15 protein-coding genes and 2 pseudogenes are annotated in these 12,707 nt (G+C 41.0%); 12 read left to right on the top strand and 5 right to left on the bottom strand.

Going from position 1 to position 12,707, the window contains the following annotated elements; all coding sequences use genetic code 11:
- Positions 1 to 35: 35 nt before the first annotated feature.
- Positions 36 to 197 carry a hypothetical protein gene (locus AAGG74_RS06710; RefSeq protein WP_162101392.1) on the bottom strand — a complete coding sequence of 54 codons (162 nt, stop codon included), beginning with the start codon at positions 195 to 197 and terminating at the stop codon, positions 36 to 38.
- A gap of 203 nt (positions 198 to 400) precedes the next feature.
- On the opposite strand from AAGG74_RS06710, the gene cheV reads away from it, so the two are divergent.
- Complete coding sequence (cheV, locus tag AAGG74_RS06705; RefSeq protein WP_429674870.1) at positions 401 to 1,312, top strand: chemotaxis protein CheV; 912 nt, start codon at positions 401 to 403, stop codon at positions 1,310 to 1,312.
- A gap of 42 nt (positions 1,313 to 1,354) precedes the next feature.
- On the opposite strand, the gene AAGG74_RS06700 is transcribed toward cheV, so the two are convergent.
- The 4 genes from AAGG74_RS06700 to AAGG74_RS06685 form a co-directional block, all read right to left on the bottom strand.
- The gene (locus tag AAGG74_RS06700) at positions 1,355 to 1,819 is read right to left on the bottom strand and encodes a YkyB family protein (RefSeq protein WP_429674869.1); all 465 of its coding nucleotides are present in this window, start codon (positions 1,817 to 1,819) and stop codon (positions 1,355 to 1,357) included.
- 129 nt (positions 1,820 to 1,948) lie between these two features.
- A complete protein-coding gene (locus AAGG74_RS06695) occupies positions 1,949 to 3,241 on the bottom strand; it encodes an MFS transporter (RefSeq protein WP_429674868.1) in 1,293 nt (430 codons plus the stop codon).
- Between the two features lie 75 nt (positions 3,242 to 3,316).
- Positions 3,317 to 3,811, bottom strand: a complete 495-nt coding sequence (locus AAGG74_RS06690; protein ID WP_162101791.1) for a L,D-transpeptidase family protein — start codon at positions 3,809 to 3,811, stop codon at positions 3,317 to 3,319.
- A 57-nt stretch (positions 3,812 to 3,868) separates the two neighbouring features.
- Positions 3,869 to 4,729: a metallophosphoesterase gene (locus AAGG74_RS06685; protein ID WP_429674867.1), complete on the bottom strand. Its 861-nt coding sequence runs from the start codon at positions 4,727 to 4,729 to the stop codon at positions 3,869 to 3,871.
- A 142-nt stretch (positions 4,730 to 4,871) separates the two neighbouring features.
- Between AAGG74_RS06685 and fadH the strand changes: the two genes are divergently transcribed.
- From fadH to AAGG74_RS06630, 11 genes and pseudogenes are all read left to right on the top strand, one after another.
- Positions 4,872 to 5,636: a 2,4-dienoyl-CoA reductase gene (gene fadH / locus AAGG74_RS06680; RefSeq protein WP_429674866.1), complete on the top strand. Its 765-nt coding sequence runs from the start codon at positions 4,872 to 4,874 to the stop codon at positions 5,634 to 5,636.
- A gap of 120 nt (positions 5,637 to 5,756) precedes the next feature.
- Positions 5,757 to 5,825, top strand: a pseudogene (locus AAGG74_RS06675) (hypothetical protein); the annotation flags it as partial.
- A gap of 106 nt (positions 5,826 to 5,931) precedes the next feature.
- The gene (locus AAGG74_RS06670) at positions 5,932 to 6,480 is read left to right on the top strand and encodes a hypothetical protein (protein WP_162101398.1); all 549 of its coding nucleotides are present in this window, start codon (positions 5,932 to 5,934) and stop codon (positions 6,478 to 6,480) included.
- A gap of 142 nt (positions 6,481 to 6,622) precedes the next feature.
- Complete coding sequence (locus AAGG74_RS06665; protein WP_429674865.1) at positions 6,623 to 7,843, top strand: EAL domain-containing protein; 1,221 nt, start codon at positions 6,623 to 6,625, stop codon at positions 7,841 to 7,843.
- 590 nt (positions 7,844 to 8,433) lie between these two features.
- Complete coding sequence (locus tag AAGG74_RS06660) at positions 8,434 to 8,673, top strand: YkuJ family protein (RefSeq protein ID WP_003154613.1); 240 nt, start codon at positions 8,434 to 8,436, stop codon at positions 8,671 to 8,673.
- 108 nt (positions 8,674 to 8,781) lie between these two features.
- A complete protein-coding gene (locus tag AAGG74_RS06655; protein ID WP_429674864.1) occupies positions 8,782 to 9,300 on the top strand; it encodes a ribonuclease H-like YkuK family protein in 519 nt (172 codons plus the stop codon).
- Positions 9,301 to 9,434: 134 nt separating this feature from the next.
- A complete protein-coding gene (gene abbA / locus AAGG74_RS06650; RefSeq protein WP_162101400.1) occupies positions 9,435 to 9,632 on the top strand; it encodes an AbrB antirepressor AbbA in 198 nt (65 codons plus the stop codon).
- Positions 9,633 to 9,768: 136 nt separating this feature from the next.
- On the top strand, positions 9,769 to 10,212 hold the full coding sequence (gene cbpB, locus AAGG74_RS06645; RefSeq protein WP_429674862.1) for a cyclic-di-AMP-binding protein CbpB: 444 nt from the start codon (positions 9,769 to 9,771) through the stop codon (positions 10,210 to 10,212).
- 146 nt (positions 10,213 to 10,358) lie between these two features.
- Entirely contained in the window at positions 10,359 to 11,240 is an 882-nt protein-coding gene (gene ccpC, locus AAGG74_RS06640) for a transcriptional regulator CcpC (protein ID WP_162101402.1), read from the top strand.
- 110 nt (positions 11,241 to 11,350) lie between these two features.
- A complete protein-coding gene (locus tag AAGG74_RS06635) occupies positions 11,351 to 11,827 on the top strand; it encodes a flavodoxin (protein WP_429674861.1) in 477 nt (158 codons plus the stop codon).
- Positions 11,817 to 12,705 (top strand): annotated as a pseudogene (locus AAGG74_RS06630) (WD40/YVTN/BNR-like repeat-containing protein). Before AAGG74_RS06635 ends, AAGG74_RS06630 begins: the two are co-directional and overlap by 11 nt.
- Positions 12,706 to 12,707 lie beyond the last annotated feature (2 nt).

Below are 12,707 nucleotides of genomic sequence, written 5' to 3'. Positions count from 1 at the left end.
TCACGTTCTATTATTGTTTATATGTGCCAATTTCATCAATAACCATACTCAAAATGAAGGTCTTCGTGCCAAATCAGATACGGGGGATGCTCCTCTTGAAGATCAGCTGATTCTTTCTTCATATTCAGGTAAGTTTCTTCACTGATATCTTCTAAAACAGTCATTTCATGTTCTTTACATATTACTAAGGTACCCATTATTTACACCCTTCTTTGGAAAAATCCTTGACTATTTTACCACTGTCAGTTGGAAAGTCAATGGGTATTAGGAGAAAAGTTTCTTTTTCAAGGAGAGCGGCTTATTGCCTTTGTCATTCAATTTTAAAGAGCCGCCATTCACTTTTTACAATTTACGCCGATATATACAGTACAATACTGAATGCGAATAGCGAGGGATTGAATTGTCGTTACAACAATACGAAATTTTACTAGATTCTGGTACAAATGAATTGGAAATTGTGAAGTTTGGCGTGGGTGATAATTCTTTTGGAATTAACGTCATGAAGGTAAGAGAAATTATTCAGCCTGTCGAGGTGACATCAGTGCCTCACTCACATCAGCATGTAGAAGGAATGATTAAGCTCAGAGGAGAAATCCTCCCAGTGATCAGCCTCTTTTCATTTTTTGGTGTCGAGCCAACCGGATCAAAAGACGAGAAATATATCGTGACTGAATTCAACAAAAGGAAAATTGTTTTCCATGTCGGCTCTGTTTCTCAAATTCACAGAGTATCCTGGGAAGCGATTGAAAAGCCAACCTCATTAAATCAAGGGATGGAGCGCCACCTTACTGGGATTATCAAGCTTGAAGGCCTGATGATCTTTTTGCCAGATTATGAAAAAATTATTTATGATATTGAATCAGACTCAGGTGTGGATACGTACAATATGCATACCGAGGGCTTTGATGAAAGAAGAGCTGATAAAAAACTTATTATTGTAGAGGATTCACCGCTCTTGATGCGTCTCCTGCAGGATGAATTAAAAGAAGCAGGGTACAAAAATGTGTCTTCGTTTGAAAATGGAAAAGAGGCTTATGACTACATTATGGACCTTGCTGAAAGTGGTACTGATTTGTCAAAACAGATTGATATGATCATCACTGATATTGAAATGCCAAAAATGGATGGACACAGGCTCACAAAGCTGCTGAAGGAAAACCCGAAAAGCTCAGACGTCCCGGTTATGATTTTTTCATCACTAATTACAGATGATTTGCGTCACCGCGGAGAAGTCGTCGGCGCAGATGAGCAAATCAGCAAGCCTGAGATCAGTGATTTAATTAAAAAAGTGGATACGTATGTTATCGAATAAATAAAAACAGCCGATGCCTGAAGTGGCGCGGCTGTTTTTATTTTAAAAGTAACTCTCACCAAGCTTTTTAAAGACAGGTTTATGATAAGCTGGCTGCTGGCGATTTGGCACAAGCGGTTTTTCTTTCATGCCGACATAGTCTTGCAACAGGTGTTTCGCTTTTGTTAAGGACATTTGAGCTTTAGGATTTCGGTACGATTGATTAAGTGTACCTAAATGCGGAAGATGTTCGAAGTCTTCTTTAGTTGGAGGCATGTGAAAATAGTAGTCTCCGATTGAAATAAGCACGTCCGATTGCTGCTGGCTAAACCTTGGATTTTTTGAAAAATGAAGCCCTGTTTTTTTTCCTTTACCTTCTTTGACAAGCTTTTGCAAAGCCCGTTTTTTCAGCAGATATAGGTATTTAGGGTTGGGGGCGGTTTTTGCATGGCGGTTCACAGTGTAAACTGCTTTTGAAAGATTTTCTACGGTTGGCTGCAGACCTTTCGTATATGCATGGTCGTCCATTATTTCTCTCCTTTGCTTTTATCAAATTCTATATGATTAGATTATACTTTTTTAAAGGTGAAATGCAAATATTGAATGTGAAAATGCGCTTTTTTCTAAGAAAAAAAGCGCATTTTTAAACACCGTATTTTATACAGATTTTGCTTTCTTTTTCGGCTGCTCTTGAAATGCTTCCTGAACATTTACTTCAACAGCCTGTGCACTGTATTTTGGCAGGGCAACAAAATAAAAAATAAAAACAAGCAGGATGACAACGCCCATCCCATAATAAAGATAATCAATGTTTGAAATGAACTTAGGAAATAACAACGCAACCAAGCCGAGTGTCAAAGACTGGGCAAACATCATAAAAGGGTCCTGCAAACCGCTTACACGCCCCATCAGCTTAGGATGAACAATCTTTGGCATCCATCCTCCGATTGCAATGTTGATCGGGCCGATGCACATTCCCAAAGCAAATGCTGCCGCATAAAACACCCATAAAACATTTGTATAGCCGAGAACGAAAATCAGCAAGCCTGCAATGAAAATCGGTATCGACATTAAAAAGTGCGGCTTCACTTTTTTAGAGATGACTGTGCCGACTACACTTCCCGCCAGCAGCCCAAAGCCGAGGGCAATCGTAAATAATGACGTATGCCATTCATAACGGTCAGGCGCCAACCCGTATTTCATTGTAAACATCGGTAATACGGCGAATCCTCCGTTGACAAATCCAAAAATGAAGAAACCGAAAATAAGAGATGCCAGCAGTTTGTTTTTTAAAATATAGAGAATGCCTTCTCTAAAATCATTTAGTGAATCTTTAACAGAAGCTTTTCTCCAGCTGAATGCCCCATTTGGCTGTCTGGCTTCTTTCGGAATTCGGCAGCTGCGGATCAGCAACCCGGAAATAATGAAGCTGACAAAGTCAAGGATAATGGCGCCTTCAATTCCGATGGTATTGTACATAACAGCGCCTATCCCGACTCCAAATACCATAAAAATGCTAAATAGCATCTGGTTAAGCCCTGCCGCTTTCGCATAATGCTCCTTCGGCAGGATGGCTTGTACCAAACTGTTTTCTGCCGGAAAGAAAAACTTCGTTACAGCGCTTCTAATAAATAAAATACAGAAAACAAGAGGAATATTGCCGGTAAATAAAGTGAAAAAAAGAACGACAGTCAGGCCGGCTCTGATCCAATCACAGTTTTCCGCAACCTTTTTCCTGTCAAAACGGTCCGCGACGACTCCCACGAGCAGAAATACAAATACAGTCGGGAGAGAATACATCAGCTCCGCCAATGTCGTGTAAAATGGCTGGCTGCTGAATCGGTCCAGCAAGAAAAAAGCAAACGCCATATTGCCTACAGTCGTACCCATTTGAGAAGCGAGTGCTGCGAAAAATAGTCGAACAAAATTACGATTTTTAAATATATCCATAAAAACGCTCCTTACCCTAAAGGTCCCACTTTATCATATTATAAACCGCTTGTTTTTGAAACATATAAGAAAACATTACCGGCTGATAGTGACTCTTGTTCCGTTTGGCACAATGGAAGCGAGTTCGATCACGTCTTTATTATGCATGCGAATGCAGCCTTTAGAAACAGCCTTGCCAATTGAAGCCGGATTATTCGTCCCGTGTATTCCATAGTGCTGCTTTGAAAGACTCAGCCAATAAGCGCCAAATGGCCCGCCGGGATTGCGCTGGCGATTAATGATGTGAAATTCTCCATTAGGCGTTTGCGTCAATATTTTACCGACTGCAATCGGATAGGTTTTCATGATTTGATTATGTTGGAACAACGTAAGGGTTTTCGCTCCGATTGAAACTGAAATATGATACGGAATGGTTTTAGGGTCAGGCAGGCCGGGTATGACAATGGACTGTCCTGCAGTAATCCCTGCCTGCAGTGACGGATTAAATTGGAGTAATACAGCGGGGCTGATTCGAAAATCCCCTGCAATGCTGCTCAGTGTATCACCTTGCTTCACCAGGTACGTAAGCAGTTTTCTCATCCTCTCCTTTTACCTTATAAGTATTAATTAGGAGCCCATCCTGCTACATTAATTTCCGCTTTTTAAGGTGAATATTGTGATTTCTGGCTTAGATAGAAACCGCAAAGGCAGTCTGGTCATCCCGAGGCCGCGGTTTACGTAAATATGAGTGTTTTCCGTTTGATACATTCCTTCTGTGTAGACCTTTCCATATGGAGGCGTAATAATCGGTCCGTAAAAAGGCAGCTGAATCTGGCCGCCGTGTGTATGCCCGGAAAGCTGAAGATTCACCGGATATCCTGTTGTTTTCAAGGCTGCATCAGGTTCATGGACGAGCAGGATAGAAAAAAGTCTGTCGCTTAGCTTTGATAGGGTGCCTTCATAATCTGGTTTTCCGAGCATTAAGTCATCAAGTAAGGCAATCTCGATTTCGCTGCCATCTGCAAGCGACAATATTTGATAGCCATTGCGGTATACTGTAAAACCGCCGGATGCCATCAGGTTTTTGTAAACGGCAGTGCCATAGCCTCCGTGATCATGATTACCGTAAATACAAAGCTTGCCGAAGGGAGCACGCAGTTTCCTCAGTAATGGAATGACTGCCTGGTGGTGCTGATACGTATTAGGATTATCGATAATATCGCCTGTAAAAACAATCAGATCAGGTGCACATTCATTAATTGTCAGGATGACTGTTTGCAAATCTTCAAGAGTAAAATAATCACTCAAGTGTGTATCACTGAACTGTACGATTTTAAAACCGTCAAAACCGTGCGGGATAAGAGAGCTTTTGATTGTGTGTTCGGTTGTCTCAATCATATGCGGCTCCAAATATCTGGCATAGCCGTATCCGCCGCCGGCCGCTAAAGTCCCGGCAGCAAGAGCCCCGAACGCGCCTTTCAAAAATTGTCTTCTGGACATCTTTTTCATTTCAAACCAACCTTTAGTAGAGTTTTTCTATTATAGCATCTGTATCTTGAAAAAATCTCATATCAGCATGTACTGACAGAGGATGACATATAATGATAGAATAATATTGAATGAATACTCATTCATAACAAGGGGGAGAACTATGGAAAAAAAAGCGGTTATCATTACCGGCGGTTCAAGCGGTATGGGAAAAGCAATGGCAAAAAAACAGGCTGAATCGGGCTGGTACGTCATGGTGACAGGCAGGAACAATGAGGCGCTTGAGGAAACGAAAAGAGAAATAGAGACCTTTGAGGGGCAGGTCACCTGTTTTCAAATGGATGTTCGCTCTGATTCCGCCGCTTCAGAGATGATTACAAAAGCGATAAGTGCCTTTGGCCGGCTGGATGCGCTGATCAACAATGCAGCCGGAAATTTTATGTGCCCGGCAGAAAAGCTGACGCCTAATGGATGGAAAGCAGTTATTGAGATTGTTTTAAACGGCACATTCTTTTGCAGCCAAGCCGTGGCAAAGCATTGGATCGAGAAAGAGCAAAAGGGCGTGATTTTAAATATGGCAGCCACATATGCGTGGGGAGCGGGAGCAGGGGTCGTTCATTCCGCTGCAGCCAAAGCAGGGGTATTGTCGCTGACCAGAACGCTGGCTGTTGAGTGGGGAGGCCGATACGGAATTCGCACGAACGCGATCGCACCCGGACCGATTGAACGTACAGGCGGCGCAGAGAAGCTTTTTGAATCGGAAAAAGCGAAGGCCCGCACAATGAACAGTGTCCCTCTCGGCCGGCTAGGCACACCGGAGGAAATCGCCGCTTTGGCTGCGTTTTTGCTTTCTGACGAAGCATCCTATATAAACGGGGAGTGTGTCACAATGGATGGGGGGCAATGGCTGAATCCTTATCCGTTTTAATCTGAATATTTAAATTGTTAAGAACTTTTATGTTCGAATGTCACCTCCACAATTAACCTTCTTCCTATCCAATTTGATAACATATAGAGCTTTATTTGTTTATGAGGTGTGTCATACTAAGAGGATTATAGTGAAAAGATTGGAAAAATAACAGCACAAGCATTTAGAGATTTTATTGAGAAAAAATGATTTCTGAATAAACTGCAAAACAAGCGAACGTTAAATCTGGTCGTTCGCTTGTTTTAATTTCAATTCAGAATTATGATATAATTTTTAAAGATTAAGGGGGGATTCATTGAAGAAATTGTTAAAAAAGTTAGTTGTACCATTTTTAAGCAGTTTCGTTATCATCTTTAATATTTGGTACTTTATTATTTGTGCTTTTACTCCACAGTATTATCAAAATACCAATCTTACATCTGATGAAATAATCAGATTTGAAAAGCTATATCACATCGATTTTCCTGATGAAACGAAATTGATTAAAGCCAGGGAGTATTTGAGTGGGCTCGGAGGCGATACATCGGCTGTATTATATGTGTCTCTGCCAACTAAGCTGGCGGAAACAATTTTATCTGATTATACGTATATGCCAATAAATTATACTGATCATGCCGGTTCAATGTATGGAGTTGACGTTTCCAAGAGTGTTGGTGGGTTAACAACTCTTACATTTGGCACTTTAGATAAAAAAGGAACTTTCTTTCAGTTGAAATATGAGGATGATTGGATATTTAACAGAACTGATTGGAGCCATTATTTTTGGACAGCTGCCGGTTATAATGCTCTTATATTTATACTTTTATTTGTGATTGTGAAACAAATGAACAACGTCCTTCATTAACCGGTCTAAAGAGTGATCTTAAAAATGTCCCCCCTTTTATTTTAAGCTGCTGCCATACTGCCTCCTTTTCCCCTAATCTAAACATTTGTGGTGCTGATATAATTGTGTATAATCAGACAAAGATAGAGAAGCAGGTGATAACATGTTGGACCCACTTGATATACTGACGAATATTGATGATGTCATTCCGTATTACCAAGCGATTTTTAACGCTGAGGAACAAAAAGTCGTAGGCTACGAAGTGCTTGGCCGGATTTTGGCAGATGCAGAGATTGAGAGCCTCGGGCCGTTTTTCTTAGATTCTGGCATTCCGGAAGAATATAAGCTTGAGGTCGATGACAGAGTCATCAGGCAGGCGCTGGAAAGGTTTAAAGAAGCTGATCGTGATCTGTTGATTTTTATTAATCAGGATGCGAATGTATTGATGCTTGACCACGGCGAAAGCTTTCTTGAGCTTTTGAAAGAATACGAAGAGCAGGGCATTGAATTGAACCGTATTGTGCTTGAGATCACAGAGTACAATTTCGAAGGCGACATTGAACAGCTGTACCATATGCTTGCCTACTATCGTACATACGGCATTAAAATCGCGGTGGACAATATAGGTAAGGAGAGCAGCAACCTGGACAGAATCGCGCTCCTTTCACCGGACCTTCTGAAAATAGATTTGCAGGCGCTGAAAGTATCTCAGCCGTCACCATCGTATGAGCATGTGCTGTACAGCATTTCATTGCTGGCGAGAAAAATCGGCGCCGCGCTGCTGTATGAAGATATAGAAGCTGATTTTCAGCTCCAGTACGCATGGAGAAACGGAGGCAGATTTTTTCAAGGCTATTATCTGCAGGCGCCGCGCGGTGATTTTATAGACCGGAGCCTGTTAAAAGCACGCTTGAAAACGGAGTTTCAGCAATTTATCACGAGAGAAAAAAAGAAGCTGGAGACAGTATACGAACACTCTGAGAATTTTTATAAGCGGGTCAATCAGGCAGTGTCCGAGCTAAAGAAAAACCATCAGGCGGATGATGAGTTTATTAAGAAACTGGCGGAAAACCTGACAGACTGCTGTTTTAGAATTTATATGTGTGATGAAGAAGGCTATCAGCTGACGGGAAATGTGTTCAAGCAATCCGGCGAATGGCTTTATCAGCCTGAATACAGAGAGAAAAACTGGAGCTGGCGTCCGTACTTTTTAGAAAACATCATGAAGATGCGTAATTCGAGAAAAGGATTTTTTAGTGACCTGTACAGTGATATTGAAACGGGTGAGATGATCAGAACCTTTTCATACCCGATGGATGACAATATGTATTTATTTATCGATCTGCCTTACTCTTATTTGTATGAACAGGACGGATTACTTTAAAAGCGGCTGCTGTAAGCCGCTTTTTTTATAAATGTGAAAAAGTTTTAAAAAACAATTGACAATGATACTGATAATCATTATCATTTAATTATGGAGAGAAGCTACTCTCTGTTCCCCAACCCCTCTATCAGATCAAGATTCGAAAAAACTTGGCGCTACCCCCGCCAAGTTTTTTATTTGAAAAGCATAAGACAATCCACTAAAACAATAAACCTTATTAGTGGAAAAACGTTGAGCGCTGGGGGAACAAAAAAATCTCTCGGCTTCACGTGACAGCGGGTCCGCAAGAGCTATTAGACAGCAAATGCAGCGTGATATCAGCTCTGAATCATGATGTGTTCTAAAGGGGAATTTTGTAAAAAGTCTTTTTGTCTATCAGGCATATCAAAAAAATCATAATTCTGTGCATGACATTCAAAAAAAGCTTCAAACTAATAAAAAATCGTTTTTTTTCACTTTTTTTCTTTGCTTAAATTGAAAAGTGAAAATGCCATCCTAACCGACTTTATGGTATGATGCTCAATAGAACTTGTATTATAATAAATACTTGTTGATTTGAAGTTGCTTTTTGAAAGGAGTCTTTTTTTAGAATGTCACAATTAATGGGTATCATCACACGGCTGCAAAGCCTGCAAGAAACGGCAGAAGCGGCTAACGAGCCAATGCAGCGCTATTTCGAAGTAAATGGTGAGAAAATATGCAGTGTTAAATATTTCGAAAAAAATCAAACGTTTGAATTGACGGTTTTCCAAAAAGGTGAAAAACCGAACACATACCCGTTTGATAATATCGACATGATTTCCATTGAAATCTTTGAACTTCTTCAGTAAGATTCCTGAAATAATGGGCACAAGCTTTCGTTTTTGCAACAGTAATCGAAATAAACGATAAGGAACATACTTGTTTCATGATTGTGGATCTTGAAAAGGAGTGTCGTGATGGCTGATTCTTTTCTGTTTTATAATCTTTCAGAAGCACAGATGACCTTTCAAGACGTGATGGAACGGCTTAAAGCCTTTGTTCGCAAGGATCCCCGTTCTTCCTATGTGTTATCTATCGGAACCGATTCTCAAGTGTACCGCGATTACACAAAGTTTATTACCGCATTACATTTGCATCGTACAGGCAAGGGAGCTTGGGGCTGCTTGAAAAATCATACAGTCAACAGACCCATACATAGCCTTCGGGAGAAGATTTCGTTAGAAACGGCGTACAGCCAAGAAACGGCCGCCCATATTCTTGATGGACACTTAATGGATATTACCGATCTGCTCCTGCCCTTTTCCGGCGAGGGGGCGGATCTCACCTTTGAGGTTCACTTGGATATTGGAAAAAAAGGGCTTACAAAAGAACTAATTCAAGAAATGACAGGACGCATCACTTCCATGGGGATAGAGGCAAAAATAAAACCAGATTCATACACTGCCTTCAGCTATGCAAATCGTTTCACAAAATAATTCCGGCTGAAAAGCCAAGGGAAATGTCGAATTATGCGGTTGACGTTTGTTTTCTGATTACTTATTCTAGCGGTAGAGCTGAAAGTAAGTTGTCTTTGCTTTCAGAGGTATTCAGTATAAAACAGGGGGCCTGATTGCGAATGAGTCTTATCGGTGAACGATTTACAGAAGAAGAACAAAAACTTCTGCTGAATATCCTGATCAGCCATGAGTATGCCATCGAGCTTTTAAGCAGTGAAATCAACGATATAGAGACAGGAACGAAAAACGTTGACGGAACCACCTACAAAAAACTAGTAACGCTATACGACCGATTTCGATTTGAAAACTAACGGAACGCCTTATATGATACTCACACAAAGAGTATCTTTTTTATTGGTAGGAAACTTTTCGACAAATACTGATAAAGTTTATATTATTGTACAATAGGGAATGTAATGTTGACGAAAATGAAAAGGGGTCGAAAACATGATAAGCTTACAATCAGACCAGCTTCTTGAGGCAACTGTCGGACAATTTATGATTGAGGCGGATAAAGTAGCGCACGTTCAAGTCGGCAACAACCTGGAGCACGCATTATTAGTGCTGACAAAAACCGGATACACAGCCATCCCGGTTCTTGATCCTTCCTATCGATTACATGGGTTAATCGGTACAAATATGATCATGAACAGCATCTTTGGGCTTGAGCGAATTGAATTTGAAAAGCTTGACCAGATTACTGTCGAAGAAGTCATGCTGACCGATATTCCGCGCCTCCATATCAATGATCCGATTATGAAGGGATTCGGAATGGTAATTAATAATGGTTTTGTCTGTGTTGAAAATGACGAACAGGTGTTTGAAGGGATTTTTACGAGAAGAGTGGTTTTAAAGGAATTAAATCAGCATATACGATCGTTGAACAAGTAGGCTGCACGGCCTATTTTTATTGTAATGAACGATCTGAAAAGAAAGCGCATACATAATTTAAATCGGAATAGGGGTTGAATCAGAAACCAAGAAATGATTAGAATAGGAGATAAGAAAAACTTATAGTTCGTATAAAGGAGGACGACATGCAGCTTCAAGAGCTTCATATGCTCGTAGTTTTAGCTGAGGAGTTAAATATGAGAAAGGCGGCGGAACGGCTTTTTGTATCGCAGCCGGCTCTATCTCAGCGCTTACAAACAATTGAAAAGGCGTGGGGCACAAAAATCTTTTTAAGATCCCAAAAAGGATTAACGGTAACGCCGGCCGGAGAGAAAATCATCCAGTTTGCGAATGATGCGACGTTAGAGCAGGAAAGAATAAGAGAAAACATTGATGAGCTTGAAGGTGAAATTCACGGCACATTGAAGCTTGCCGTCGCTTCCATAATCGGCCAGCATTGGCTTCCTAAAGTTTTGAAGACGTATGTAGAAAAGTATCCGAATGCAAAGATCTCGCTCATTACTGGATGGAGCAGCGAAATGTTGAAAAGCTTATATGAGGATCACGTTCATATCGGCATTATAAGAGGCAACCCAGAGTGGAAAGGCCGTAAAGATTATTTAATGACAGACCACCTGTATTTAGTGGACACTGAAATTTCCTGCATCGAAGATATCGCCTATACAGAACGACCGTTTATCCAATTTAAAAGCGATAGTACTTATTTTCAGGAAATTCAGCATTGGTGGCACCAAAAATTTAAAACCTCTCCAAAACAAACGATATTGGTTGATCAGATTGAGACGTGCAAACAGATGGCGCTGCACGGAATCGGTTATGCCATTTTGCCGTCTGTTACCCTTCAGAATGAAGATAAGGTCAATAAAATGCCTTTGTTAGATACAAAAGGGCAGCCGATTGGAAGGGATACGTGGCTGTTAGGCTATGAACCTGCCTTTGAGCTGAAGCAAGTTCAGGCTTTTGTTCAAGTGATAAAGGATATGCTTGATCAGGAAAATCCATTTTAAGACAGCGATATGTGCTGTCTTTTTTATTTTCATATTGACAATGAAAATCATTATCATTTAAAGTGGTTTATATGATATTGAAAATCATTATCAATTGATGGGGTGATAACATGGCTAAAGCCTTGATTACATATGCCAGCATGTCAGGAAATACAGAAGACATTGCTGTGATTATAAGAGATACACTTCAAGAAAATGAGTTGGACATTGACTGTATCGAGATTGATGATGTAGATGTAACTGCTTTGACATCCTACGATTATGTGCTGATTGGCACCTATACATGGGGAGATGGAGATTTGCCTTACGAAGCGGAGGATTTTTTTGAAGAGGTCAAACAGCTTCAGCTTAATGGCTTAAAAACAGCCTGCTTCGGCTCTGGAGATTATTCATATCCAAAGTTTTGTGAAGCGGTCAATTTGTTCAGTTCCATGCTGCAAGAGGCGGGAGCTGCTGTTTACCAGGAAACATTGAAAATCGAACTGGCGCCTGAAACAGATGAAGATATAGAAAGCTGCCGAGCGTTTGCGAAAGGTTTTCTTGCTTGGGCTGATTATATAAACAAGGAAAAAAGCCATGTTTCATAAAGGTGCGACTGCTGTCACGGCATCTGCATTTTCCGGTTATTTTGTGGCGGTACAAAGAGAAGGCATTTTTCATTATTCTTTGGAACAGGGCTGGAAAAAGCTTTTTCGTTTGAAAAGCAAAATACATTGCATCAGCTACATAGGGCCTTACTTATTCGGGGTCGGTGAAAAAGGTGCGGTCATACGTTCGTCTGACGAAGGGAAAACCTGGACGATGTCGAGCTTTCCCACAAATGCAGCAGTGTGGACGATTACCGGCCGAAACGACGGGTTTGCGCCCATGGCAAGCACTGCATTTATGTATCGGATGATTTTGGGGTTACATGGCGCGTAGCCAAACCTTTTGCGGATTTCATAACCCGCCTGTTATCCGTTCGCTGTGCCTGCATGGCGGCAGTCTTTTCATCGGAACGCAAATACACGAAAATTTTGGAGGCATTTGGGCTTATGACCTTACCCATGATACTGTCCAAATTGTTAAGAAAGAGGAAACTCGAATGACGGCATCTATGCTCGTATTTCATGAAAAATGGCTGGTGGCGGCGATGGGTTCTGTGAAAGGAAAGCACGGTGCTGTCACTGTACGCAATATGCTGACTGATGAAGAGTTTAACATGCAATCCAGCATGATTAGAAAAGAAGAATCGTTTCTTGATCTTTCAGAGGATGATGGAATTATATATGTCTCTACAACGCAAGATGAAAATGGTTATTCAAGAATTTACCGGGCTGATCTCGAAGCCCGGTCGTTAAAATGGTTCGATACCATTAAGGGACATGGATGGAGAGTGGCCAATCAGAAAGAGAATTTCTTTTGTGCGGGCTTATATGAATGTAAATTTGTCCAGCCGTACGAAGTTTCTGCAATGATTCATTAGAG

The organism is Bacillus mexicanus (assembly GCF_050445615.1).
In the GTDB taxonomy this organism is placed as follows: Bacteria; Bacillota; Bacilli; order Bacillales; family Bacillaceae; genus Bacillus; species Bacillus mexicanus.
This window is presented reverse-complemented; position numbering and strand designations above follow the sequence as displayed.

Coding starts and splice junctions, on each gene's coding strand:
- AAGG74_RS06710 (WP_162101392.1), bottom strand. CDS start 197: ATGGGTACCTTAGTAATATGTAAAGAACATGAAATGACTGTTTTAGAA.
- AAGG74_RS06700 (WP_429674869.1), bottom strand. CDS start 1,819: ATGGACGACCATGCATATACGAAAGGTCTGCAGCCAACCGTAGAAAAT.
- AAGG74_RS06695 (WP_429674868.1), bottom strand. CDS start 3,241: ATGGATATATTTAAAAATCGTAATTTTGTTCGACTATTTTTCGCAGCA.
- AAGG74_RS06685 (WP_429674867.1), bottom strand. CDS start 4,729: ATGAAAAAGATGTCCAGAAGACAATTTTTGAAAGGCGCGTTCGGGGCT.
- fadH (WP_429674866.1), top strand. CDS start 4,872: ATGGAAAAAAAAGCGGTTATCATTACCGGCGGTTCAAGCGGTATGGGA.
- AAGG74_RS06665 (WP_429674865.1), top strand. CDS start 6,623: ATGTTGGACCCACTTGATATACTGACGAATATTGATGATGTCATTCCG.
- AAGG74_RS06660 (WP_003154613.1), top strand. CDS start 8,434: ATGTCACAATTAATGGGTATCATCACACGGCTGCAAAGCCTGCAAGAA.
- AAGG74_RS06655 (WP_429674864.1), top strand. CDS start 8,782: ATGGCTGATTCTTTTCTGTTTTATAATCTTTCAGAAGCACAGATGACC.
- cbpB (WP_429674862.1), top strand. CDS start 9,769: ATGATAAGCTTACAATCAGACCAGCTTCTTGAGGCAACTGTCGGACAA.
- ccpC (WP_162101402.1), top strand. CDS start 10,359: ATGCAGCTTCAAGAGCTTCATATGCTCGTAGTTTTAGCTGAGGAGTTA.
- AAGG74_RS06635 (WP_429674861.1), top strand. CDS start 11,351: ATGGCTAAAGCCTTGATTACATATGCCAGCATGTCAGGAAATACAGAA.